Source organism: Rhodopseudomonas sp. AAP120 (assembly GCF_001295845.1).
In the GTDB taxonomy this organism is placed as follows: Bacteria; Pseudomonadota; Alphaproteobacteria; order Rhizobiales; family Xanthobacteraceae; genus Rhodopseudomonas.
Genome location: NZ_LJIC01000075.1, coordinates 1 through 22,777 on the forward strand (window position 1 = coordinate 1; position 22,777 = coordinate 22,777).

The 22,777-nt window shown below is 67.7% G+C and carries 18 protein-coding genes; 12 read left to right on the top strand and 6 right to left on the bottom strand.

The features are described 5' to 3' along the window. Positions 1-333: 333 nt before the first annotated feature. Positions 334-1,014: a Crp/Fnr family transcriptional regulator gene (locus tag IP86_RS13745; RefSeq protein ID WP_054163118.1), complete on the bottom strand. Its 681-nt coding sequence runs from the start codon at positions 1,012-1,014 to the stop codon at positions 334-336. A gap of 231 nt (positions 1,015-1,245) precedes the next feature. Here IP86_RS13745 and IP86_RS13750 point away from each other — a divergent pair, with 231 nt between their 5' ends. Next, on the top strand, positions 1,246-3,159 hold the full coding sequence (locus tag IP86_RS13750) for an AsmA family protein (RefSeq protein ID WP_054163104.1): 1,914 nt from the start codon (positions 1,246-1,248) through the stop codon (positions 3,157-3,159). Positions 3,160-3,257: 98 nt separating this feature from the next. Next, positions 3,258-4,169 carry an efflux RND transporter periplasmic adaptor subunit gene (locus tag IP86_RS13755; RefSeq protein WP_054163119.1) on the top strand — a complete coding sequence of 304 codons (912 nt, stop codon included), beginning with the start codon at positions 3,258-3,260 and terminating at the stop codon, positions 4,167-4,169. Between the two features lie 404 nt (positions 4,170-4,573). Here IP86_RS13755 and IP86_RS13760 read toward each other — a convergent pair whose 3' ends face one another. Beyond that, positions 4,574-6,211 (bottom strand): lysine--tRNA ligase, encoded by a 1,638-nt coding sequence (locus IP86_RS13760; protein ID WP_054163120.1) that lies wholly within the window; start codon positions 6,209-6,211, stop codon positions 4,574-4,576. Positions 6,212-6,263: 52 nt separating this feature from the next. Further along, a complete protein-coding gene (locus IP86_RS13765) occupies positions 6,264-7,184 on the bottom strand; it encodes an ABC transporter substrate-binding protein (RefSeq protein WP_054163105.1) in 921 nt (306 codons plus the stop codon). 74 nt (positions 7,185-7,258) lie between these two features. Between IP86_RS13765 and IP86_RS13770 the strand changes: the two genes are divergently transcribed. After that, positions 7,259-9,298, top strand: coding sequence for a glycosyltransferase (locus IP86_RS13770; protein ID WP_054163106.1), 2,040 nt, complete (start codon positions 7,259-7,261; stop codon positions 9,296-9,298). Here IP86_RS13770 and IP86_RS13775 read toward each other — a convergent pair. Both IP86_RS13775 and IP86_RS13780 read right to left on the bottom strand, forming a co-directional pair. After that, positions 9,249-9,848 (bottom strand): SCO family protein, encoded by a 600-nt coding sequence (locus tag IP86_RS13775; protein ID WP_054163107.1) that lies wholly within the window; start codon positions 9,846-9,848, stop codon positions 9,249-9,251. The two genes, IP86_RS13770 and IP86_RS13775, sit on opposite strands and share 50 nt — an antisense overlap. Positions 9,849-10,026: 178 nt before the next feature. After that, positions 10,027-10,485 (bottom strand): hypothetical protein, encoded by a 459-nt coding sequence (locus tag IP86_RS13780; RefSeq protein ID WP_054163108.1) that lies wholly within the window; start codon positions 10,483-10,485, stop codon positions 10,027-10,029. 260 nt (positions 10,486-10,745) lie between these two features. On the opposite strand from IP86_RS13780, the gene IP86_RS13785 reads away from it, so the two are divergent. The 3 genes from IP86_RS13785 to IP86_RS13795 all read left to right on the top strand — a co-directional run bounded on the left by IP86_RS13785 (position 10,746) and on the right by IP86_RS13795 (position 15,217). Then, positions 10,746-12,404: an FAD-binding dehydrogenase gene (locus IP86_RS13785; protein ID WP_054163109.1), complete on the top strand. Its 1,659-nt coding sequence runs from the start codon at positions 10,746-10,748 to the stop codon at positions 12,402-12,404. Between the two features lie 313 nt (positions 12,405-12,717). Further along, positions 12,718-14,685: a methyl-accepting chemotaxis protein gene (locus tag IP86_RS13790; RefSeq protein ID WP_054163110.1), complete on the top strand. Its 1,968-nt coding sequence runs from the start codon at positions 12,718-12,720 to the stop codon at positions 14,683-14,685. A gap of 160 nt (positions 14,686-14,845) precedes the next feature. Then, on the top strand, positions 14,846-15,217 hold the full coding sequence (locus IP86_RS13795) for a hypothetical protein (protein WP_054163111.1): 372 nt from the start codon (positions 14,846-14,848) through the stop codon (positions 15,215-15,217). Positions 15,218-15,412: 195 nt separating this feature from the next. Here IP86_RS13795 and IP86_RS13800 read toward each other — a convergent pair whose 3' ends face one another. After that, a complete protein-coding gene (locus IP86_RS13800; protein ID WP_054163112.1) occupies positions 15,413-16,579 on the bottom strand; it encodes an NADH:flavin oxidoreductase/NADH oxidase in 1,167 nt (388 codons plus the stop codon). A 198-nt stretch (positions 16,580-16,777) separates the two neighbouring features. On the opposite strand from IP86_RS13800, the gene IP86_RS13805 reads away from it, so the two are divergent. The 6 genes from IP86_RS13805 (at position 16,778) to IP86_RS13830 (ending at position 22,743) form a co-directional block, all read left to right on the top strand. After that, a complete protein-coding gene (locus IP86_RS13805) occupies positions 16,778-17,764 on the top strand; it encodes a Bug family tripartite tricarboxylate transporter substrate binding protein (protein ID WP_054163121.1) in 987 nt (328 codons plus the stop codon). A gap of 25 nt (positions 17,765-17,789) precedes the next feature. Beyond that, on the top strand, positions 17,790-18,692 hold the full coding sequence (locus IP86_RS13810) for a LysR substrate-binding domain-containing protein (protein WP_054163113.1): 903 nt from the start codon (positions 17,790-17,792) through the stop codon (positions 18,690-18,692). Positions 18,693-18,831: 139 nt separating this feature from the next. Beyond that, positions 18,832-19,947, top strand: a complete 1,116-nt coding sequence (locus tag IP86_RS13815; RefSeq protein WP_054163114.1) for a 4-oxalomesaconate tautomerase — start codon at positions 18,832-18,834, stop codon at positions 19,945-19,947. A gap of 129 nt (positions 19,948-20,076) precedes the next feature. Then, on the top strand, positions 20,077-21,105 hold the full coding sequence (locus IP86_RS13820; RefSeq protein WP_054163115.1) for an amidohydrolase family protein: 1,029 nt from the start codon (positions 20,077-20,079) through the stop codon (positions 21,103-21,105). A gap of 13 nt (positions 21,106-21,118) precedes the next feature. Further along, the gene (gene ligK, locus IP86_RS13825; protein ID WP_082363995.1) at positions 21,119-21,814 is read left to right on the top strand and encodes a 4-carboxy-4-hydroxy-2-oxoadipate aldolase/oxaloacetate decarboxylase; all 696 of its coding nucleotides are present in this window, start codon (positions 21,119-21,121) and stop codon (positions 21,812-21,814) included. Next, entirely contained in the window at positions 21,814-22,743 is a 930-nt protein-coding gene (locus tag IP86_RS13830) for a DUF1932 domain-containing protein (protein WP_054163117.1), read from the top strand. The genes ligK and IP86_RS13830 overlap by 1 nt, the downstream gene beginning before the upstream one ends. The last annotated feature ends 34 nt before the right edge of the window (positions 22,744-22,777 follow it).

A 22,777-nucleotide genomic window follows, 5' to 3' on the forward strand; every position in this document is an offset into this window, starting at 1 on the left:
TCTCTCGTTCGTCATTCCGGGGCGCGCGTAGCGCGAGCCCGGAATCCATAACCCCTACGCTTCGTCATGACGCTCTGCGGTGGCCCCGCTGTGTCTTACTAAGAGTCTAGGGGATATGGATTCCGGGTTCGCACAGCTTCGCTGCGCGCCCCGGAATGACGAACGAGAGCGCGGTGTGTCGCGCAGCGTCCGGGTGAGGGCCCTCCGCTCCGAGAGTCGCGGACTCACTGGCTGGGGCTCCCTCACCCCAACCCTCTCCCGCAAGCGGGAGAGGGGGCGGGCTGCGGCTGGGGATGGGGCTCGAGCTGCCGCTGGTGCGCGAACGACGCGCTTTCAGCGTTGCTGGCTTCGGGCGACGGCGGTGAGGCGGCCGATGTTCTTCAGCAGGATACGGCCGCGGTGGAGGTCGAGGATGTCGTCCTTGCGCCAGGTCTGCAGCTGGCGGTTGACGCTCTCGCGGGCGGCGCCGACGAAGACGCCGAGCTGCTCCTGCGAGATATGCACCTCGGCGCCGAAATCGGCGGCGAGCGCACAGAGCCGCCGGGCGAGGCGGACCGGCAGCGGCTGCAGCACCGATTCCTCCATGCGTTCGCTCATCCAGCGAATGCGCTGGCTGAGCAGCCCGATCAGTTTCACAGCGACCTTCGGCTCGCGCTCTAGATGATCGAGGAAATCGGCACGGCGCAGCTCGAACAGCTCGCTCGGTTCGCCCGCGGTGGCGTCGGCGGTGCGGCTCTGGCCGTCCAGCACGGCGACTTCGCCGACCAGATCGCCGGGCCCGAGAAAACTCAGCGTCAGGCGGCTGCCGTCGGAGGCCGGGGCCTCGATCCGGATCTGGCCGCGCCTTACGCCGAACAGCGCGTCCCCCCGTTCGCCCTTCTGAAACAGCATCTCGCCGGCAGCGACCTGCCGCGTCTGTGACAGCGCGGCGATCCGCTGCAGGTCCTCAGATCCCAGTTCGGCGAACAGTGGATTGAGCTTCAACATCACCGCGAACTCCCCCTGCGTATTCATCGCGATGACCATCTCCCCTGCGTTGCGTATCGGTTAGCCGCGGAAAACACGAAATGGTTCAAAACAAATGTGGCTGCGGTCACAGACTTTCGGCCTAGGCGGCGGGCCGCTCGCCGGCTGCAAGGACGCCTCGCTGTGGCGGCGGGATCGAACCGGCCCTGATCCGGCCGCACAAATGGGTAACTCACAGCCAACGACCGGCGTATCGGACGCCGCAGCCGGGACAGCGACATGCGATTTTCCAGAACGGCCGGCATCGCGCTTGCGGTGCTGATCGCGGCGGCGGCGCTGCTGCTCAGCATCGGAATTCCGTCCGGCGCGATCACCTCGGCGATCGAGACCCGCGTCGCCCGCGACACCGGCTATCGGATCGCGATCGCCGGGAGCAGCAAGGTCAGCCTGTTTCCCGGCTTCAGCGTCACGCTGAACGACGTCACGCTCGACGATCCGAACGACCGCAATCCCGACCGGCGGCTCAGCGTCGCCAGCATCCGCGCCGAGCTGCCGCTCGGCAGCGTGATCTCCGGCGCCCCGCAGATCACCGCGCTGACGCTGATCCGGCCGGTGCTCCGGGTGCCGCTGATCCGCGACGGTGCCGCGGCCGCCGCTGCCGCGCCGCCCGCCGCAACGCCGGCCCGACCGACCCCCGTGACGATCGCGCACATCACCGTGCAGGACGGCGTCGTGATCATGGCCAATACCGCTGATCGGGTCGAAGACCGGATCGACGGCATCAACGCGGCGATCGACATCGATGCGGAGCGGCGCGTCACCGCCGGCGGCGAGGCGCGGCTCGGCGGACGGCCGGCGACGTTCCGGATCAAGGCCGACGCCCCGCGCGAGGGCCAGCCGCTGCCGATGGAGCTGACCTTCGCGGCGCCGGACTGGCTGAACGGCGCGATCGCCGCCAAGGCCGAGGTGCGGCTGCGCGGCGCGCTGCTGCAGATCAACGGGCTGTCCGGCACGCTCGGCGACGGCGCGTTCAACGGCTGGGCCTCGGCCGATCTTTCCGGCAAGCCGCAGCTCAAGCTCGACCTCGATTTCCAGCGGCTCGATCTCGGCGATCCGCGCCGGCAGCCGGCACCGGCCGGCGCACCGTGGAGCGATGCGCGCTTCGATCTCACCTTCCTGAACTATCTGGATGCGCAGCTTCGGCTGTCGGCGGCCGAACTCAATCTCGGCGCCGCTCACTTCGCGCCGGCCTCGATCGATGCCCGGCTGAGCGGCGGCACGCTCTCCGCGCAGTTCGCGCAGCTCGGCGTCTATGACGGCGAGTCCGCAGGCCAGCTCGCGATCGACGCCAGGCCGCGCACCCCGGCGATCACGCTGCGCGCCGATTTCAAGAATGTGCGGGCGCGGCCGCTGCTGGCCGGGCTCGCCGATTTCGACCGGATCGACGGCAAGCTGCAGGCCGAGATGACGCTACGCGCCGACGGCGACAGCGTCCGTGCCGTCATGGCGTCGCTCGGCGGCACCGCCTCCGTCGCTGTGCGCGACGGCGAGATCCGCGGCGTCAATGTCGCGCAGATGATCCGCCGCCTGACGACGACGCCGCTGTCCGGCTGGGAGGCGAACAGCACCGAGACCACCGACCTGACCGAGCTCGCCGCCTCGTTCCGGATCGCGCAAGGCAAGGCCGCGACCACCGACCTCGCGCTCGCGGGGCCGCTGGTGCGGATGACCGGCGCCGGCACGATCGACCTCGGCGCCAAGGCGCTGGCGCTCAGGGTCGAGCCGAAGCTGGTGCTGACGACGCAAGGTCAGGCGCCGCAAGGCCAGAGCACGGCTCCCGGCAGCAGCCCCGCCGCCGAACCGGTCGGGCTCGGCATTCCGGTGGTGATCGACGGCCCCTGGGCGTCGCCGCGGATCTATCCCGACATCGCCGGGGTCCTGGACGATCCCGCCGCCGCCTATGCGCGACTGCGGGCGATGGGTCAGGGTCTGTTCGGCGGGACCGGGGATGGCACCACGGGTCCGGATGGCCCGGCGGGCGGCCCGCTCGGCGAGAGCATCGGCCGTTTGATCCAGCAGGGCCTGCAAAGCGGCGGCGGCGCCCGCCCACCTGCTCCCGGATCGGCCCAGCCGGGCCGGCCGGACAACCAGCCGGACGTGAACGCGATCATCAAGCAACTGTTCGGCCGCTGATGCCGGCGGCTGCGGCCCGGGACCAGGCATCAGGGGACGCGGCGTGCCTCGGGCGGATCGATGCGCTAGACTTGGCGCGGCATAATGAAGGACCGGCGATGACCACCATGATGGCGAACCGTTGCGGACGATGGCTGCGCACCGCAAGCCTGCTCGCGCTGGCGGCCCTGTGCGGGACGGCATCGGCGCGCGCGGCGGACGAGGCCGAAGCCGACGCGGTGAAGGGCCAGGCCGTCACCGTGCTGAAGGCCACCAAGGCGTGCTTTCCGGCGATGGTGGACGTCTCCGGCTTCGTGATCCCGCGCGACGAAGTGTCGGTCCGGCCGGACCGGCCGGGCGCCAAGGTGACCGAGGTGCTGGCGGAGCCCGGCGAGACCGTGACGCAGGGCCAGCCGCTGGCCAAGCTCGCCGCCGACGCCGGCGGTGCCACCGTGCAGGCGCCGGTAGCTGGGCTTGTCTCCAGTTCGACCGCGACGATCGGGGCGCCGGCTTCGGCCAAGGGCGAAGCGCTGTTCACCATCATCTCGCGCAACGAGTTCGATCTGGTCGGCCAGGTGCCGACCCGCAGCCTGCCGCAGCTCGCCACGGGCCAGCCCGCGACGGTGAAGATCGTCGGCCTCACCGACGAGATCGAGGGCCGGGTCCGGCGGGTGTCGCCGACGGTCGAGCCGAACAGCCAGTTGGCCAGCGTGTTCGTCGGCATCACGTCGTCCAAGCGGCTGCTGGCGAATGCTTCGGGGCGGGCGATGATCAAGACCGGCGAAAGCTGCGGCATCTCCGTGCCGCTCACCGCGGTGCTCTACAGCTCGGCCGGCACCGTGGTGCAGGTGGTGCGGCGGCAGACGATCGAAACCAAGCGGGTCGAGATCGGGCTGATGAACGGCGGCAATATCGAGATCCGCGAGGGCCTGCAGGACGGCGACGTCATCGTCGCCCGCGCCGGCGCACTGCTGCGCGAAGGCGACACGGTGCGGCCGGTGGTCGCCACCGCGGCGCCGACGGCGGAATAAGCGATTAGTCGTCTTGCACCGGATGGCCGCCCACGCCGGCACGCACGGATCGCGGGCCGCCGTTCGTTAAGAGCGACGATGCTTTCGACAAAATCGCCGTCGTCACAGAACCGCTCTGCCTAACAGGTATCAGCGCGCCATTTGTGATGAGGATCGTGATGAGTGACGCGAGGGATGAGGCCAATTTGACCGCGCCCTCTCCGCGTCATTGCGAGCGCAGCGAAGCAATCCAGCTCAGTGCACCGAGGTCCTGGATTGCTTCGCTGCGCTCGCAATGACGGAGTGCGTCAGTTCTGATCAGCAATCCGTGGGATGGGTTGAGCGTGGCGAACCCCATCACGCGGCATCACGCGGACGACGTGGGTTTCGCTACGCTCAACCCACGCTACGGATGGACGCCGGTGCTACGCGCTGCGCGCCAGCGCACCATCGATCATGGCGACGGCGTTGCTCAGGCCGTAGACCGCGACGAACGAGCCGAAGCGCGGGCCCTTCTCCTGGCCGAGCAGCACCTGGTACAGCATGTTGAACCAGTCGAGCGACACGCCGGGCTTGCCGTCCTTCGCCGCCTTCTTGTGGTCGAGGAACGGCTCGCGGCGGCCGATCTCGTAGACCACGTCCTGGATCGCTTCGGCGGTGGCGTCCGCCGGCAATTGCGACAGCGCATCGCGCAGGTCCTGCAGCGCCGCCCGCTCCTGCTCGGTCGGTTCGCGGAACACCTTGGTCGGCGCCACGAAGTCGCGATAGTAATTGATCGCGTAGCCGACCATGGCGTCGAGCTTCGGATGCGACTGCGGCGTCACGCCCGGCCGGTAGCGGCCGATGAAGCCCCACAGCGTCTCGGCGTTCTCGGCATTCGACGACGACACCAGCGTCAAGAGCAGCTGGAACGTCACCGGCATGTCGGCCTTGGGCGGATTGCCGGCGTGAATATGCCAGACCGGATTGGCGAGCTGCTGCTTGGCGTCCTGCCGGGTGAAGCCGTCGAGGAATTGCTGATAATCGTCGACGTTGCGCGGGATCACGTCGAAATACAGCCGCTTGGCCGCCTTCGGCTCGCGATACATGAACAGCGACAGCGATTCCGGCGAGGCATAGCGCAGCCATTCGTCGATGGTCAGGCCGTTGCCCTTCGACTTGGAGATCTTCTGGCCCTTGTCGTCGAGGAACAGCTCGTAGTTGAAGCCCTCGGGCGGCGTGCCGCCGATCGCCTGGCAGATCTTGCCGGACAGCTTCACCGAGTCGATCAGATCCTTGCCGGCCATTTCGTAGTCGACGCCGAGCGCGGTCCAGCGCATCGCCCAGTCCGGCTTCCACTGCAGCTTGCAGCGACCGCCGGTGACCGGAACGGTGACGCGCTCCTTGGTCTCCGGATCGTCGTACGACACCGTGCCGGCCTTGACGTCGTGCTCGACGATCGGCACCTGCAGCACCACGCCGGTGCGCGGACAAATCGGGAGGAACGGCGAGTAGCTGGCGGCGCGCTCTTCGCGCAGGCTCGGCAGCATGATCGCCATCACCTTGTCGAGCCGCTGCAGCACCTTGAGCAGCGTCGCGTCGAACCGGCCGGACTTGTAGTAATCGGTCGCCGAGGCGAATTCGTAGTCGAAGCCGAAAGTGTCGAGGAAGGCGCGCAGCCGCGCATTGTTGTGGGCGCCGAACGAGTCGTGAGTGCCGAACGGGTCCGGCACGCTCGTCAGCGACTTGCCGAGATTCTGCTCGAGCAGTTCCTTGTTCGGCACGTTGTCCGGCACCTTGCGCAGGCCGTCCATGTCGTCCGAGAACGCCAGCAGCTTGGTCTTGATCTTGTCGTCGGTGAGCACGCGAAACGCGTGGCGCACCATCGAGGTGCGGGCGACCTCGCCGAAGGTGCCGATATGCGGCAGGCCGGACGGGCCGTAGCCGGTCTCGAACAGCACTTCGTCCTTGGGCTGCTTCTTCAGCCGGTTCACCAGCGCGCGCGCCTGCTCGAACGGCCAGGCGTTGGATTGTTCGGCGAGCGTGCGCAGATCGGACGCGCTGGGCAAATCGGTCGTGGTCATCAACGTCTCCAACCGCCGGCAGGCGGGTCCTTCAAGTCAAACGTGGCTCGGCTCAGAATGGGCTGACGGAGAAATAGCGCAGCCACAGGTCGGTATAGCGCCCCTTTTCCCAGAGGCGAAACAGCGCCCAGTTCAGCGACTGGCGCAGCAGGTCGTTGCCCTTGCGCACCGCGATGCCGACACCCTCGCCGAAATAGCGGCTTTCGGTGAACGGTCCGCCCGAGAAGGCGCAGCAATTGTCCGAATCGGTGCCGTTGATCCAGAACGCCAGCGAGATCGCGTCGCCGAAGATGAAGTCGACCTCGCCGCGCTTCAGCGCCGCGCGCAGCGCCTCGTCGTTCGGATAGGAATGCAGTTCCGCGTCGGTGAACATCGCCTTGAGATAGGCTTCGTGGGCCGAGCCGGCGATCGCCCCGACCTTCTTGCCCTCGAGATATTCCGGCCGGATCTCCGGCAGCACCGCATCCTTGCGGGCGACGAAGCGGCCGGGCGCGCGGTAATACGGATCGGTGAAGTCGACCTTGGCGCGGGTCTGCGGCGTCACCGCCAGCGACGCGATGATGGCGTCGCCGCGATTGCCGGCGAGCGCGTCGAGCAAAGTCTCGAAGCGCCGCATCTGCACCGTGCACGTGACCTTGATCTCCTCGCACAGCGCCCGCGCCAGATCGACGTTGAAGCCGGCCGGGTTGCCGTCCGGCCCGGTATAATTGAACGGCGGGTAGTCGGTCTCGGTGAGGAAGCGGATCACGGTGAGGCGCGACAGGTCCGGCCGCTCCGGGCGACGCCGCGGGTCCCAGAACCCCGGCACCGCATGGGCGGTCGCGGCCGCCACCGCCTTGGCTTCCGGATCGGGCTCGGCCGCTCGCGCGGCGTGGGTCTGGAGCAGCAGAGCACCAGCCAGCACCGCCGCGATCGACCAAACGCGCACGCCGGCCAATCGGCCGTTGATGACCAATTCAATCCATGGTTGCATAACGAGGGTCCGCACCGGCGGTCTTATAGACCATCCGGCGCGAGACGCGAGTGCCGTTTGCGTAAGAGTGCGTCATGGTGGTCGTCGACCTCGTCCAGCCCAGCGATGCGCCCGCCCTTGCCGGCGGCGAGGCCCGGCGTTCGGCGGACAGGAGCGAGCGTCCGCCCTTCTTGCACCGGTGGGACGGTGACCCCGCAGCGCCGGTCGCCGATCAGCCGCCCGAGCCTGAACAGTCCTCCGCGATCGAACTGGATTGCCTGCGCGGCCTGCTGGCACCCGCCGTGCAGCAATCGGCGGAGCGGCGCGCGCAGCAACTCGGCATCGGCGCCGACCAGGTGCTGATCCGCTGGGGCCTGATCGGCGAAGCCACCTATCTGGACCGGCTGGCGCGTCATCTCGGAATAGCCTGCCTGGACTTTGCCACGCTGGAGCGGCGCGACATCGCGCTCAGCGACGACCAGATGCGCTTCGCCGCCACCGCGGGCGTCCTGCCGCTGTGGCAGCAGGGCGAACTGGTCTCGGCGATTGCGCCGCGGCGGGTCGGGGCGCGGACCTTGTGCGAAACCCTGCAGCGCGATCCTTCGCTCGGCGACCGCTTTCGTCTCGCCACCGAGAGCGAGCTGCAGGCGTTTCTCGAACGCAGCAGTTCGGGTCTCGCCCGGCATGCATGCTCCGGGCTGGCGCACCTCGATGCTTCGCTCTCGGCAGCGCCTGCGGCGGGCGAGCCGCGCTGGCGCTCGGTTCTGAAGCGGGCTGCCGGAGCAGCGCTGCTGATCTGTGCGCTGCCGCTGCTGGCCGACCTCGCCTGGGGCATCGTTCCGGCACTGCTGTTTCTCCTCTTCATCGGACTCCGGCTGCTCGCCAGCGCGCAGCCGCTGCCGGCGCCGCCAGCCGCTCCGCGCTGGCCCGACGCGGAGCTGCCGATCTACACCGCCATCGCAGCGCTGTACCGGGAGGCTTCGTCGGTCGCGGCGCTGGTCGAAGCGATCGAGGCGCTCGACTACCCGCGCGAGAAGCTCGACATCATCCTGGTGGTGGAGCCCGACGACCTGCCGACCCGCGCGGCGATCGCCCGGCTGCGGCGCGGGCCGCATCTGCGCGTGCTGGTCGCTCCGGCGGACGCTCCGCAGACCAAGCCGAAGGCGCTGAACTACGCGCTGCCGTTCGTGCGCGGCAGCATGGTGACGGTGTTCGATGCGGAAGACCGCCCCGCGCCCGACCAGCTGCGTGCCGCGCTGGCTGCGTTCGCCGCCGGCGGCCCGCAGATCGGCTGCGTGCAGGCGAGCCTGCAGGTCGACAACACCGCGCACAGCTGGCTGTCGCGGCTGTTCCTGGCCGAATATGCCGGCCAGTTCGAAGCGGTGCTGCCCGGTCTCTCCCGTCTCGGCCTGCCGCTGCCGCTCGGCGGCTCGTCGAATCACTTCAGTACCAGGGTGCTGCGCGCGGTCGGCGGCTGGGACGCCCACAATGTCACCGAGGATGCCGACCTCGGCTTCCGGCTGGCGCGGTTCGGCTATGGCTCGATCAGCTTTGCCTCCCACACCTGCGAGGAAGCGCCGATCGGCTTTGCGGCGTGGTGGGGACAGCGCACGCGCTGGATGAAAGGCTGGATGCAGACCTGGTGGGTGCATATGCGGCGGCCCGCAGAGTTCTGGCGCGATGCCGGCTGGCGCGGGCTGCTGACCCTGAACCTCTATGTCGGCGGCGGCGTGGTGTCGGCGCTGATGCACCCGCTGCTGCTGCTGCACCTCGTCCTGACCGGAGCGACGCTGGCGCGCAGCGGCACGGGCTTCAGCAGCGAACCGTCGGCATGGCTCCACGGCCTGACCATTGCGGCCGGCTATCTCGGCAGCGCGCTGGTCGCGGCGATCGGACTGAGACGCATCGGACGGCTGCGCGATGCAGTCTGGCTGCTGGCGATGCCGCTGTACTGGATCGGACTGTCGCTCGCAGCCTGGCGGGCGCTCCACGAGCTGGTGTGGAAGCCGCAGCATTGGCAGAAGACCGAGCACGGCATCGCCGCGCGGGCATCTTCCCCCGCCGAGGCGGAGCGCGGACGAGGCCCTACAGGTACCGCTTCAGATCCGCCGCGGCCTCTTCGGGCTTCCGCTTGAGGTTGAACGGCGCGACGAAGTTGCCGTTCTTGTCCATCAGGTAGATCAGCGCGGTGTGATCCATGGTGTAGTCGCCGTCCTTGGTCTCGACCTTCTTGGCATAGACCCGGTACGACTTCTCGATCTTGTCGGTGGCGTCCCGGGTGCCGGTCAGCCCCTTGAGATGTGGATCGAAGCTCGACAGATAATCCTTCATGGCCGCCGGCGTGTCGCGCTCCGGATCGACCGAGATGAAATAGGCGTTGATGCGGTCGGCGTCCTTGCCCATCGCCTGCAGCACCTGCGAGATTTCGAACAGCGAGGTCGGGCACACATCCGGGCAATGCGTGAAGCCGAAGAAGATCAGCGTCGGCTTGCCCTTCAGGCTCTGCTCGGTGACGGTCTGGCCGTTCTGGTCGGTGAGCTGGAACGGACCGCCGATCGACGACGGCGCCGCGACCTTGTTGAGGCCGCCGAGCAGCCACAGCACCACCACCAGGCCGACCACCAGGCTGCCGGCGAAAGCCGCGATGATGACGAGCGGGCGGGTGGAACGGCTTGCAGCGGCCATGGCAGGGTCCTCGCGTCGAACACCGGTCGACGAACGAGTCCGCGCCCGGCAGGGCACGCGGCGCGCGGCCGCGAGTGCCGCACCCATAGAGCGCGGCGCCGCAGTGGGCAAGCGCCACACCGCCGCGCCGGATCACGTCATGCGGAGCGGCGCATCACCCGGCCGCAGCAGGCTCGCGTCAGCGCGAGGCCGACGCCTGCGCGTCCATGTAGCAGGGCCGATACATCGACATCAGCTGCTTGCCGCGCAGGAAGATCATCTGCCGCGTCAAGCCGCCGCGCTTGGAGATCCAGCGGCGGATCTCCGCCGGATACATCGTGTACAGCATGTGGGTGGCTTCGGGATTGGTGATCGCCCGGCCGTTCTGGCCCATGTCCCAGGCGGCGTGGAAGCCGAGATTGGCGCGCGAGGTGACGCAGATCTTGTCGTGCGGTACGGCACCGAGCACGATGGTGCAGGCCGAGGCGCACAGACCGTCGATCACCACCGTCTCGCCGGAGGTGCGCAGGCTCTGGTACTTGTCGACGTAGGTTCCGATCCGGCCGCCGCGATCGTCGGCGATCCGCACGACGGCGTGGCTCGATCCGATGCCGGCGATCAGGAGCACAGCCGCAATCAACCCCGTCAGCACTCTCATCGCCCGCCCCAGTTAGTTCGCTTCCAACGTCCGTCGATCAGCCAGGTGATGCAGCGCGCTGATTCAAGACATCGTCAGCGTGATTTCGGATCGGCTGTTTGTCCAGATCGCAACCACGGCTCGACTTAAATTCAAATCGAGTGTTGCAGGCGGGCTGCACCCGTTCCGCGGCGAGGTCCCAAACTGAAACATGCGCGGCGGCGAAAGCCGTTGACCGTTGCGCGCCGCGCACGCTTCAATCGGTTCCAGGGGGAACGCTGATGCCAACAGATGCCGATGTGATCGTGATCGGTGCCGGCCTTGCCGGCCTCGTCGCCGCAACCGAGATCGCCGACGCCGGCCGCAAGGTGATCGTGCTCGATCAGGAGGGCGAACAGAACTGCGGCGGCCAGGCGTTCTGGTCGTTCGGCGGATTGTTCCTGGTCGATTCGCCGGAGCAGCGCCGGCTCGGCATCCGCGACAGCTACGAGCTGGCGCTGCAGGATTGGCTCGGCGCCGCCGGCTTCGATCGCGACGAAGACCTGTGGCCGCGGCGCTGGGCCGAAGCCTATCTCGGCTTCGCGGCGGGCGAGAAGCGCAGCTGGCTGCGGGCGATGGGACACCGCATTTTTCCAGTGGTCGGCTGGGCCGAGCGCGGTGGCTACGACGCGATGAGCCACGGCAATTCGGTGCCGCGGTTTCACGTCACCTGGGGCACCGGCCCCGGCCTGATCGAACCATTCGTGCGCCGCGCATACGCGGCGCAGGCCGAAGGCCGCCTCGTCTTCAAGTTCCGCCACCGCGTCGATGCGCTGACGGTGACGAACGGTGTGGTCGAGGGGGTCAGCGGCGCCGTGCTGGAGCCGACGGCGGTGGAGCGCGGCGCCAGCAGCTCGCGCGGCGTGGTCGGCAATTTCAGCCTGCGGGCGCAGGCGGTGATCGTCGCGTCCGGCGGTATCGGAGGCAATCACGAGTTGGTGCGGCAGAACTGGCCGCAGCGACTCGGCCCGCCGCCGCGGCGGATGATCTCCGGCGTGCCCGAGCATGTCGACGGCCGCATGATCGGCATCACCGAGGCGGCCGGCGCGCGGCTGATCAACCGCGACCGGATGTGGCACTATGTCGAGGGTCTGCAGAACTTCGCGCCGATCTGGCCGCGCCATGGCATCCGCATCCTGCCCGGCCCGTCGTCGATGTGGTTCGACGCCACCGGCAAGCGGCTGCCTGCGCCGCTGTTCCCCGGCTCCGACACGCTCGGCCAACTCCACGCCATCATGGCGACCGGCTACGATTACTCCTGGTTCGTGCTGACCCAGGCGATCATCAAGAAGGAGTTCGCGCTGTCGGGCTCCGAGCAGAATCCGGACCTCACCGGCAAGAGCTGGCTGATGACCGCGGGCCGCGCCACCAACAAGGGCGCGCCGGCGCCGGTCGAGGCCTTCAAGCAACAAGGCGCCGACTTCGTGGTGCGCGACAACCTCGCCGATCTCGTCGCCGCGATGAACCAGCTCAGCGGAGATCATCTGCTGAAGCTCGATGAATTGCGCAGCCAGATCGAAGCCCGCGACCGCGAGATCGCCAATCCGTTCGTCAAAGACGCGCAGGTGATGAATATCCACAATGCGCGCCGCTACATCGGCGACCGGCTGATCCGTACTGCCAAGCCGCACCGCATTCTCGATCCGGCGCATGGACCGTTGATCGCGGTGCGGCTCAACATCCTGACCCGCAAGACGCTCGGCGGTTTCGAAACCGATCTCGACGGCCGCGTGTTCGGCACCGGCGGCGCCATCATCCCCGGCCTCTACGCGGCCGGCGAAGCCGCCGGCTTCGGCGGTGGCGGCATGCACGGCTATCGCTCGTTGGAAGGAACTTTCCTGGGCGGCTGCCTGTTCTCGGGTCGCAATGCCGGACGGGCGGCCGCAAAGGCGGTTGCCTGACACCGCTCACCGGTCGCTGACGTGGTTAGTGGCGGACCACAGCAGAGAGCTCGCACAGCTACGCGCCTTCGGGCGACTACCAGGACGTTGCAGCTGGGCGCGCGACTTAATTCAAGATTAGTACAAATCCTGCATCACTCGTGAATACTTCATCGTCCGGTAATCTGCCCGTCGGCAGCGACCGGCATTGTGCAGACTCGACCCGTCGTCGATTCCAACGCCTGCCGGATGCCGCATCCGGAGACGAACGCTCGCGCGGCGCGGGCGGAGAGCAAGCCATATTCGAAGCAACCGGTTTAGCGCAGGAACCTCCATGCTCCGCCTTCGCCTCAGCCACAAGATCAACTCCATCGCCGCCGTCGGCATCATCGGCGTGCTTGCGCTTGGCGCGCTGTACCTGGCCGGCAGCGCGACGCAGGAGGCGGCAAGGCTCGATGACGATCAGGCCCGCGCGCTTGGTAACAGCAACGCCCGAATGCAGATCGCCATGCTGGAGCAGCGCCGCGCCGAGAAGAACTTCATGATCCGCAAGGAGGAGAAGTATCTCGAGGAGCACGCCGCCGGCGGCAAGATCGCCGGAGCGAGGCTCACGGAGATGATCGCGGCGAGCACCGCGGCCGGTCGCGGCGACCTCGCCCGCGAGCTCCAGGCGATCCAGTCCGGCTATCAGGATTACGTCGGTCACTTCGGCAGGCTCACGGCCGCTCAGATCAAGCTCGGGCTGACGGAGAATGCTGGCCTTGAAGGAAGCCTCCGCAAATCGGTCGAAGACCTCGAAACAACGCTCGGCAAACTCGACCAGCCGAAGCTGACGACGACGCTGCTGATGATGAGGCGGCATGAAAAGGACTTCATGCTCCACCGCGCCGCGGCATACGCCGACGAGATGAAGAAGCGCGCCGCGCAATTCTCCGCAGAGCTCGCCGCCTCCGATCTGCCGGCCGCCGCCAAGGCCGAACTCGACCGGAAGCTCGGCGTCTATCAGCGCGACTTCTCGGCGTGGGCGGAGACCGCCGCGGTGCTGAAACAAGCCGATCAGGCGGTGGCGACCAGCTTCCGGGCCATCGAACCGGTGATCGCCAGCGTCGGCGAAGCTGTCGCTCGATCCGAGAAGCAGGCGCAGGCATCGGCCGCCGAAGCGCGCGCGGCCACGACCCAGCGGATGCAGATCGCGATCGTGCTGATCATCCTCGCGGTGAGCGCGCTCGGCCTGCTGATCGGCCGCTCGGTGGCGCGGCCGCTGAAGGGATTGGCCGGCGGCCTCAAGCAGCTCGGCGCCGGCAATTTCGACGTGGTGCTGCCGGGCCTGGGCCGCGCCGACGAGATCGGCGACATGGCGCAGGCGGTGGAATCGTTCAAGCTGCTGGCACAGGACAAGGCGCGCGCCGAAGCCGAGGCCAAGGCCGAACAGGACCGGGTTGCTGCCGAGCAGCGCCAGCGCGACATGCACCGGCTCGCCGATCAGTTCGAAGGCGCGGTCGGCGAGATCGTCGAGACCGTGTCGTCGGCCTCCACCGAACTCGAGGCTTCGGCAACGACGCTGTCCTCCACGGCGCAGCACGCCCAGCAGTTTACCGTGCTGGTGGCGTCCGCCTCGGAAGAGGCTTCGACCAATGTGCAGTCGGTCGCCTCCGCCGCCGAGGAGATGAGTTCCTCGGTCAACGAGATCAGCCGCCAGGTCCAGGAATCGGCGCGGATCGCCGCCGAAGCGGTGTCGCAGGCGCACCAAACCAACGAGCGCGTCAGCCATCTGTCGGAGGCCGCGGCACGGATCGGCGACGTGGTCGAGCTGATCAACACCATCGCCGGGCAGACCAACCTCTTGGCGCTGAACGCCACGATCGAGGCGGCCCGCGCCGGCGATGCCGGGCGCGGCTTCGCCGTGGTGGCGTCTGAAGTGAAGGCGCTGGCCGAACAGACCGCCAAGGCGACCGAGCAGATCAGCCACCAGGTCGGCAGCATCCAGAGCGCCACCGACCAGTCGGTGACGGCGATCCGCGGCATCGGCACCACGATTTCGCGCATGTCGGAGATCGCCGCGACGATTGCGTCCGCGGTGGAGGAACAAGGCGCCGCCACCCAGGAGATCTCCCGCAACGTCCACCACGCCGCCGAGGGCGCGCATCAGGTCTCCGTCAACATCGTCGAAGTGCAGCGCGGCGCCAGCGAGACCGGCTCGGCCTCCGCGCAAGTGCTGACGGCGGCGCGTTCGCTGTCGCACGACAGCACGCGACTGAGGGACGAAGTCTCTCACTTCCTGCGCACGGTCCGTGCCGCCTGATCACTAACAACTCGCCAACGGCATCACGACGGCCCGATGCGGCGCCGCAAGTCGCCGTTAATGATCTCCGTAAAGGTTGATTTTGCTCCGTCGTTGACGCGGCGGAGCAGCGAACCCAATGATCGCGTCCGAATTATTCACGCCCACAGGGACGCCAACCATGTCACGCATCGCCATTGCTTTGATCGTTTCCGCCACCGCCGCCGTTGCGGCGCCCACCGCCGCTTCCGCCTGTTACGGCTGCTACGCGCCGCCGCCGTGCCAGACCTGCTATCAGCAGCAATACGTGCCGCCGCAGTATCAGTCGGTGCAGGAGACCGTGATGGTGGCGCCGGGCCGCGTCGTCGCCCATCGCACGCCGCCTGAGTACCGAACCGTGATGGTGCCGAAGACCGTGATGGTCTCGCCCGGCGGCGTCGAATACGAGCGCATCCCGCCGCAATACGCCACCCGCGAGCGCGTCGAAATGGTGTCGCCCGGCTACACCACCTACGCCCCGGTCCGCCCGCGCTGCGGCAGCTGCGGCTGGTAAGCATCAGTCGTAGGATGGGTTGAGCGCCAGCGAAACCCATCAGGCGTCATGGCGCGGCGCGATGGGTTTCGCAAGGGCTCAACCCATCCTGCGCACAGCTGCTATTACTAATTCTCGCGTCATTGCGAGCGCAGCGAAGCAATCCAGGGCCGTGCACGGAGCTGGATTGCTTCGCTTCGCTCGCAATGACGAAAATTACCCCCGCCGATACGGCAGTTTCCAGCCTTCGAGCTTGCGCAGGCCGGGTTCGCGGCGTTCCAGCCACCAGCCGTATTGCTTCGGCCAATCGGCGAACACCTGCTCGTCGGCTTCGGTGAGTTCGAGCTGGGCGTGCAGCGGCCAGTTCGGGTCGAACAGCGCTTCGCGGCCGATACCGACGAGGTCGGCCTGGCCCTGCTCGAGGACTTCCTCGGCCTGGTCCGGATGCAGGATCAGCCCGACCGCGATGGTCGGTACGTCGGCTTCCTTGCGGATGGTCTGCGCGAACGGCACCTGGAAGCCATAGCCGCGCGGGATGCGGGCCGCGGTCGCCGAGCCGAGCAGCCCGCCCGACGAGCAATCGATAATGTCGGCGCCCCGCGCCTTGGCCTCGCGAGCGAACACCACGGAGTCGGCGAGCTCGATGCCGCCCTCGACGCCGTCGACCGACGACACCCGCACCGACAGCGGCAGCGTATCCGGCCACGCCGCCCGCACCGTCTCGATCACCTGCAGCGGAAACCGCATCCGGCCGGCGCGGTCGCCGCCATACTGGTCCGTCCGCATGTTGGACAGCGGCGACAGGAACGAATGCAGCAGATAGCCATGGGCGCAATGCACCTCGAGCATCTCGAAGCCGGCCTCGACCGCGCGCAGCGTCGCGGCGCGCCACGCGCCCCGCAACTGCTCGAGTTCGTCCTCCGACAATTCCTGCGGCGTCAGCCAGCCCTCTTCCATCGGGATCGGGCTCGGCGCGACGATGGGCCACGGCTGGTCGCCGCGGGCACGATCCTCGTCGGTCAGCGCGGCGTTGCCGTACCATGGCCGCTGCATGCTGGCCTTGCGGCCCGCATGGGCGAGCTGGATCGCCGGCACCGCGCCGTTGTCGCGCAGGAACGCCGCGATCCGCTCCAGCGGCTTGATCTGGCCGTCGTGCCACAGCCCGAGATCGCCATGGGTGATGCGGCCGTTCGCCGTCACCGCGGTCGCCTCCATCATCACGATGCCGGCGCCGCCCTGGGCGAACTTGCCGAGATGCACCAGGTGCCAGTCATTGGCGATGCCGTCGACAGCCGAATACTGGCACATCGGCGAGATCAGGATGCGGTTCTTGGCGGTGACACCGCGCAGGGTGAACGGGCGAAACAGCGGCGGCTGCGACATCGGACAACTCCACAGCTCTGAAGACCTGACGATTTTATAGGCATCAGGGTCTGCACCGCGGCGGCCGCAGCGTCAATCGCTCGGCCCCGCTCCGGCGCGCCCCGGCAGCGGCGTCCCGGCCGCGCCATGCGTTTGCCGACCTCGGTCAATTGCTTGCAGTCATTGTGAAATCAGGCCGCTTTGGACTATCGTCGGCAGATGCCTTTGCTCACCCGACGCCGCACGCTCCGCCTCGCCGCTCTGGCGGCCTCCCTCCCGTTGCTGCCGTTGCGCCACGCGGCGGCGCAGGGGCTTTATCCGTCGCGGCCGGTGCGGATCGTGGTGCCGTTCGCCGCCGGCGGCGTTGCCGACGTCACCGCGCGGCTGGTCGCCGACAAGCTCGGCGTCAAGCTCGGCAACCGTTTCTATATCGAAAACCAGCCCGGCGCCGGCGGCATCGCGGCGGCCCGCACGGTGATCTCGGCGCAGCCGGACGGCTCGACGCTGGCGCTCTTGTCCAACGGCACTGCGATCAGCGTGTCGCTGTTCAAGAAGCTGCCGTTCGATCCGGTAAAGGATTTTGCGCCCGTCTCCAGCCTCGGCGTTTTCGACTTCCTGTTCGTGGTTCGCGCCGACGCGCCGTTCAAGACGATGGAAGACTTCATCAAGGCGGCCAAGCAGAACCCGGGCCGCTACAATGTCGGCACCATCAATCTCGGCAGCACGCAAAACCTCGCGGCCGGGATGTTCAGGACCGCCGCCGGCATCGACTTCGTCACCATCCCCCATCGCGGCACGCCCGAAGTGCTGGTGTCGCTGCTGCAGGGCAATGTCGATATGGCGATCGACAGCTATTCGGCGCTGAAGGGCAATCTCGTCGACAAGAAGATCCGCGCCCTCGCCGCTTCCGGACCGCTGCGCTCGAAGATCACCCCCGACATTCCGACGCTGCGTGAGAACGGGCTGGAAGTCAGCATCGAATCCTGGAACGCGCTGTTCGCGCCGGCCGGCACGCCGCCCGCGGTGATCAGCACGCTGAACGGCGCCCTGCAGGAGATCCTGGCCGATCCGGCGCTGAAGAAACAGCTGCTCGACCTCGGCATCGATGCGCGCGCCTCGACGCCGGATCAGCTCGCGGCGCGGCTGAAATCCGACATCGACAAGTGGAAAGCCGTGATCGACGCCTCCGGGATCGAGAAGCAGTGACGGCCGGCTTGGCCAAGGCGATCCGATGAATCTGAAGCAGCTCGAATATTTCATGCGGGTCGCGGAGCTCGGCTCGTTCAGCAAGGCGGCGATGATGCTCGACATCGCGCAGCCGGCGCTGAGCCGGCAGGTGCGCGGGCTGGAGACCGAGCTCAATCAGCAGCTGTTCCTGCGCAACGGCCGCGGCGTCGCGCTGACCGAGGCGGGGCGGCGGCTGTTCGACCACAGCGTCGGCATCATGCAGATGGTGGCGCATGCCCGCGAGGACCTCGGCGCCAGCCGCGGCGCGCCGGTCGGCCGCGTTACCATCGGGCTGCCGCCCTCAATTGGCCGGCAGCTCACGCTGCCGCTGATCGACCGCTTCAAGCGCGAACTGCCGGATGCGCGACTGGCGATCGTCGAGGGGCTGTCGAGCCACATCGTCGAATGGGTCACCACCGGCCGCGCCGATGTCGGGCTGGTGTACAATCCCGACGCACAGTCCGGCATCGAGATCACGCCGCTGCTGCAGGAGTCGCTCGGCCTCGTCAGCTACGTGCCGCCGGCCGAGCGCGGCCGGCCGGCGCCGCCGCTGCCGTTCAAGGAGCTGGCGAACTATCCGCTGATCGTGCCCGAGCGCGTCCACGCGATGCGGCGGCTGCTCGAGACCCAGGCGGCGCTCGCCGGCGTCAAGCTCGACATCGCCTGGGAAGTCTCGAGCGTGCCGTCGATCATCGAGCTGGTCTGCGCCGGCTACGGCCATGCGGTGCTGACCGCCAGCGGCGTCGCCGCCTCGCCGCGCGGCGCCGAGCTCAGCCTGCGCAGGCTGGTGTCGCCGGAAGCAACAAGCGCGCTGTGCCTCGCGGTCTCCGCCACCAAGCGACCGACGCCGCTGGCGCACTACACGATGCGGCTGCTGACCGAGCTGGCGCGCAGCCTGCCGGGCTGACGCATCGCTCATCTGCCGGATCGGCATGGCGTCATGCTGTCGCCATGCCTTAAGCCGATAGCTGTTATAGATACGGCACGGTGGCGCCTGCGGGCCGCCGGGGCCAAAATACAATGAACAAATTCCGGGAAGGAAACGGATGCAAACCGCGATCCCCTGCCTGTTCATGCGCGGCGGCACCTCGCGTGGCCCGTTCTTCAACGCTGCCGATCTGCCGCAGGACATCGCGACGCGCGACAAGGTGTTGCTCGCCGTGATGGGCTCGCCCGACCGCCGCCAGATCGACGGCCTCGGCGGCGCGCATCCGCTCACCAGCAAGGTCGGCATCGTGTCCAAGGGATCGAAGCCCGGCGTCGATCTCGATTTTCTGTTCGCGCAGTTGCAGCCGGATAAAGACACGGTCGATACCACGCCGAACTGCGGCAACATGCTGGCCGCCGTGGTGCCGTTCGCGCTCGAGACCGACATGATCAAGCCGCAGGGCGACACCACGACGCTGCGCGTGCTGACGCTCAACACCGACATGCAGTGCGACATCACCGTGCAGACGCCGGACGGCCACGTCTCCTACGATGGGGATGCGCGGATCGACGGCGCACCCGGCACCTCGGCGCCGATCAAGATCAACTTCCTAGATACCGCAGGCTCGGTCGCGCCGAGCCTGCTGCCGACCGGCCATGTCCGCGATGTCATCGACGGCGTCGAGGTGACCTGCATCGACAACGGCATGCCGCTGGTGATGTTTCGGGCCGAAGCCGTCGGCCGCACCGGCTATGAGAGCGTCGAGCAGCTCAATGCCGACACCGAGCTGAAGGCGCGGCTGGAGACGCTGCGGATCGCCTGCGGCCATGCGATGCAGCTCGGCGACGTCACCAAGAAGAACTATCCGAAGATGACGCTGATCGCGGCGCCGCGCGCCGGCGGCAGCATCACCACCCGCAGCTTCATCCCGCATGTCTGCCACGACGCCATCGGCGTACTCGCCGCCGTCACGGTGGCGACCGCCTGCGTGCTGAAGGGCAGCGTCACCGAGGGCATCGCTGTCGTACCCGAGGGGAACGTGAAGCAGATTTCGGTCGAGCATCCGACCGGCGAATTCTCGGTCGAGATCGAAGTCGATCCGGCCAATCCGCAAAACGTCACCCGCGCCGCACTGCTGCGCACCGCGCGGCTGCTGATGCGCGGCGAAGCGATGGTGCCGGCGGCGGTGTGGAGCGGCAAGCAAGCCGACGCCCCGCTTCGGCGGGCAGGCTGAGACCCAATGCCTCGTCATTGCGAGGAGCGAAGCGACGAAGCAATCCAGCTCAGTGCACGGAGCTGGATTGCTTCGCTTCGCTCGCAATGACGAAGACTAATTGTTGCGACTAACGCCAGGGACACCCCGATGATCATCGACATTCACGGCCACTACACCACCGCGCCGAAGGCGCTGGAGGATTGGCGCAACCGGCAGATCGCCGGCATCAAGGATCCGTCCGTGATGCCGAAAGTGTCCGAGCTGAAAATCAGCGACGACGAGCTGCGCGCCTCGATCGTCGACAATCAGCTGAAGAAGATGCAGGAGCGCGGCAGCGACCTCACGGTGTTCTCGCCGCGCGCCTCGTTCATGGCGCACCACATCGGCGACTTCAACGTGTCGTCGACCTGGGCGGCGATCTGCAACGAGCTGTGCGCCCGCGTGGCGCAGCTGTTCCCGGACAATTTCATCGGGGCCGCGATGCTGCCGCAGTCGCCGGGCGTCGACCCTGCGACCTGCATTCCCGAGCTGGAGAAGTGCGTCAAGGAGTACGGCTTCGTCGCCATCAACCTCAACCCCGATCCGTCGGGCGGCCACTGGACTTCGCCGCCGCTGACCGACCGTCAGTGGTACCCGATCTACGAGAAGATGGTCGAGCTGCAGATCCCGGCGATGATCCACGTCTCGACCAGCTGCAACGCCTGCTTCCACACCACCGGCGCGCATTATCTCAACGCCGACACCACCGCCTTCATGCAGTGCGTCTCCGGCGACCTGTTCAAGGACTTCCCCGAGCTAAAGTTCATCATTCCGCACGGCGGCGGCGCGGTGCCGTATCACTGGGGCCGCTTCCGCGGCCTGGCGCAGGAGATGAAGAAGCCGCTGCTCGAGGATCACGTCCTCAACAACATCTTCTTCGACACCTGCGTATATCACCAGCCCGGCATCGATCTCCTCAACACCGTGATCCCGGTCGACAACGTGCTGTTCGCCTCGGAAATGATCGGCGCGGTGCGCGGCATCGATCCGCAGACCGGGTTCTACTACGACGACACCAAGCGCTACATCGAGGCGTCCAAGATTTTGACGCCGGACGAGAAGCAGCAGATCTACGAAGGCAACGCCCGCCGCATCTATCCGCGGCTCGATGCGGCGCTCAAGGCCAAGGGAAAGTAAGGGGCAAGTCATCATGACCGTGCGGATGAACGATCTCGGCATCGTCAAGCGCAATATCAGCCGCGCCGACAAGGCGGCGGTCGAGAAGCTGTCGCGCTTCGGCGTCGCCACTGTGCACGAGGCGATGGGCCGCGTCGGCCTGATGCATCCCTATATGCGGCCGATCTATCCGGGCGCGCATATCTGCGGCACGGCCGTCACCGTGCTGCTGCAGCCGGGCGACAACTGGATGATGCATGTCGTCGCCGAACAGCTGCAGCCCGGCGACGTCGTGGTCGCGGCCTGCACCGCTGACTCCACTGACGGCTTCTTCGGCGACCTGCTCGCCACCAGCTTTCACGCCCGCGGCGCGCTCGGCCTGATCATCGACGCCGGCGTCCGCGACGTGCGCGATCTCACGCAGATGAAGTTTCCGGTGTGGTCGAAGGCAATCCACGCCAAGGGCACCGTCAAGGCGACGCTCGGCTCGGTCAACATCCCGGTGGTGGCCGCCGGCGCGCATGTCACGCCCGGAGACGTGGTGATCGCCGATGACGACGGCGTGGTGATCGTGCCGGCCGCGGTGGCACAGATGGCGGCGGACGCCGCCGAAGCCCGCGAGGCCAACGAAGCCGACAAGCGCGCCAAGCTGGCGTCCGGCGTGCTCGGCCTCGACATGTACAGGATGCGCGAGCCGCTGGAAAAAGCCGGCCTGAAGTACATCGACTGATGAGCAGCGACCCGAAACAGTGGCTGGTCGGGATCGTCGGCTATGGCGAGGTCGGCAAGATTCTCGCCGAGGATCTGCGCGCCCACGGCGTCAAGGTTGCGGCCTATGACGTCAAGCTGAGCGACGATCGCGGCGCCCCACTGCGCGAGCACGCCAGCCGCCACGGCGTGACGCTGACGTCGTCGCACGCCAATCTGGCGGCGCGCAGCGACTTTCTGATCTCCGCCGTGACGGCGAGCCAGACCGTCGCGGTCGCCGAGGCCTGCGCGGCGGCGCTCAATCAAGGCACCTGGTTTCTCGACTTCAACTCCGCGTCGCCCGGCGCCAAGCAGCGCGCCGCGGCGTTGATCGACGGCGAGCAGGGCCGCTATGTCGAAGGCGCGGTGATGACCTCGGTGCCGCCCTATCGGATCAAGGTGCCGCTGCTGCTCGGCGGCGCGCACGCCGCCGAGCTGGCGCCGCTGTTGGGTGCGCTCGGCTTCGCCGCCAAGCCGGCCAGCGATCAGCTCGGCGTCGCCTCGGCCACCAAGATGTGCCGCAGCATCATGATCAAGGGCCTCGAGGCGATGGTGATCGAGAGCTTCACCACCGCCCGCGCCTATGGCGTCGAGGACGCGGTGATCGCGTCGCTGCAGGAAACCTTTCCGCAGATCGATTGGGAAAAGCAGGGCGCGTATTTCTTCCAGCGCGTCATCGAACACGGCCGCCGCCGCGCGGAGGAAGTCCGCGAAGTCGCCGAGACGGTGCGGGACGCAGGGCTGACGCCGTGGTCGGCGCAGGGCACGGCGGAGCGGCAGGCCTGGGTGGCGGATCTGGCGGACGAGGGCTTGTTCGGTAAGCGCGGCGACAAGGCTTTTGCGCGGAGTGCTGATTGGCGGACCGAGGCCGATCGGATTCTGGCGAGGGGGAAGGACGAGACGAAAACCTAACGCCGACGCCTTTGACGGCTTGGCGGCAGGACTA

Bases quoted from the DNA above. Each gene is read 5' to 3' on its own strand.
- IP86_RS13745 (WP_054163118.1), bottom strand. From the start codon at position 1,014: ATGAATACGCAGGGGGAGTTCGCGGTGATGTTGAAGCTCAATCCACTG.
- IP86_RS13750 (WP_054163104.1), top strand. From the start codon at position 1,246: ATGCGATTTTCCAGAACGGCCGGCATCGCGCTTGCGGTGCTGATCGCG.
- IP86_RS13755 (WP_054163119.1), top strand. From the start codon at position 3,258: ATGACCACCATGATGGCGAACCGTTGCGGACGATGGCTGCGCACCGCA.
- IP86_RS13760 (WP_054163120.1), bottom strand. From the start codon at position 6,211: ATGACCACGACCGATTTGCCCAGCGCGTCCGATCTGCGCACGCTCGCC.
- IP86_RS13765 (WP_054163105.1), bottom strand. From the start codon at position 7,184: ATGCAACCATGGATTGAATTGGTCATCAACGGCCGATTGGCCGGCGTG.
- IP86_RS13770 (WP_054163106.1), top strand. From the start codon at position 7,259: ATGGTGGTCGTCGACCTCGTCCAGCCCAGCGATGCGCCCGCCCTTGCC.
- IP86_RS13775 (WP_054163107.1), bottom strand. From the start codon at position 9,848: ATGGCCGCTGCAAGCCGTTCCACCCGCCCGCTCGTCATCATCGCGGCT.
- IP86_RS13780 (WP_054163108.1), bottom strand. From the start codon at position 10,485: ATGAGAGTGCTGACGGGGTTGATTGCGGCTGTGCTCCTGATCGCCGGC.
- IP86_RS13785 (WP_054163109.1), top strand. From the start codon at position 10,746: ATGCCAACAGATGCCGATGTGATCGTGATCGGTGCCGGCCTTGCCGGC.
- IP86_RS13790 (WP_054163110.1), top strand. From the start codon at position 12,718: ATGCTCCGCCTTCGCCTCAGCCACAAGATCAACTCCATCGCCGCCGTC.
- IP86_RS13795 (WP_054163111.1), top strand. From the start codon at position 14,846: ATGTCACGCATCGCCATTGCTTTGATCGTTTCCGCCACCGCCGCCGTT.
- IP86_RS13800 (WP_054163112.1), bottom strand. From the start codon at position 16,579: ATGTCGCAGCCGCCGCTGTTTCGCCCGTTCACCCTGCGCGGTGTCACC.
- IP86_RS13805 (WP_054163121.1), top strand. From the start codon at position 16,778: ATGCCTTTGCTCACCCGACGCCGCACGCTCCGCCTCGCCGCTCTGGCG.
- IP86_RS13810 (WP_054163113.1), top strand. From the start codon at position 17,790: ATGAATCTGAAGCAGCTCGAATATTTCATGCGGGTCGCGGAGCTCGGC.
- IP86_RS13815 (WP_054163114.1), top strand. From the start codon at position 18,832: ATGCAAACCGCGATCCCCTGCCTGTTCATGCGCGGCGGCACCTCGCGT.
- IP86_RS13820 (WP_054163115.1), top strand. From the start codon at position 20,077: ATGATCATCGACATTCACGGCCACTACACCACCGCGCCGAAGGCGCTG.
- ligK (WP_082363995.1), top strand. From the start codon at position 21,119: ATGACCGTGCGGATGAACGATCTCGGCATCGTCAAGCGCAATATCAGC.
- IP86_RS13830 (WP_054163117.1), top strand. From the start codon at position 21,814: ATGAGCAGCGACCCGAAACAGTGGCTGGTCGGGATCGTCGGCTATGGC.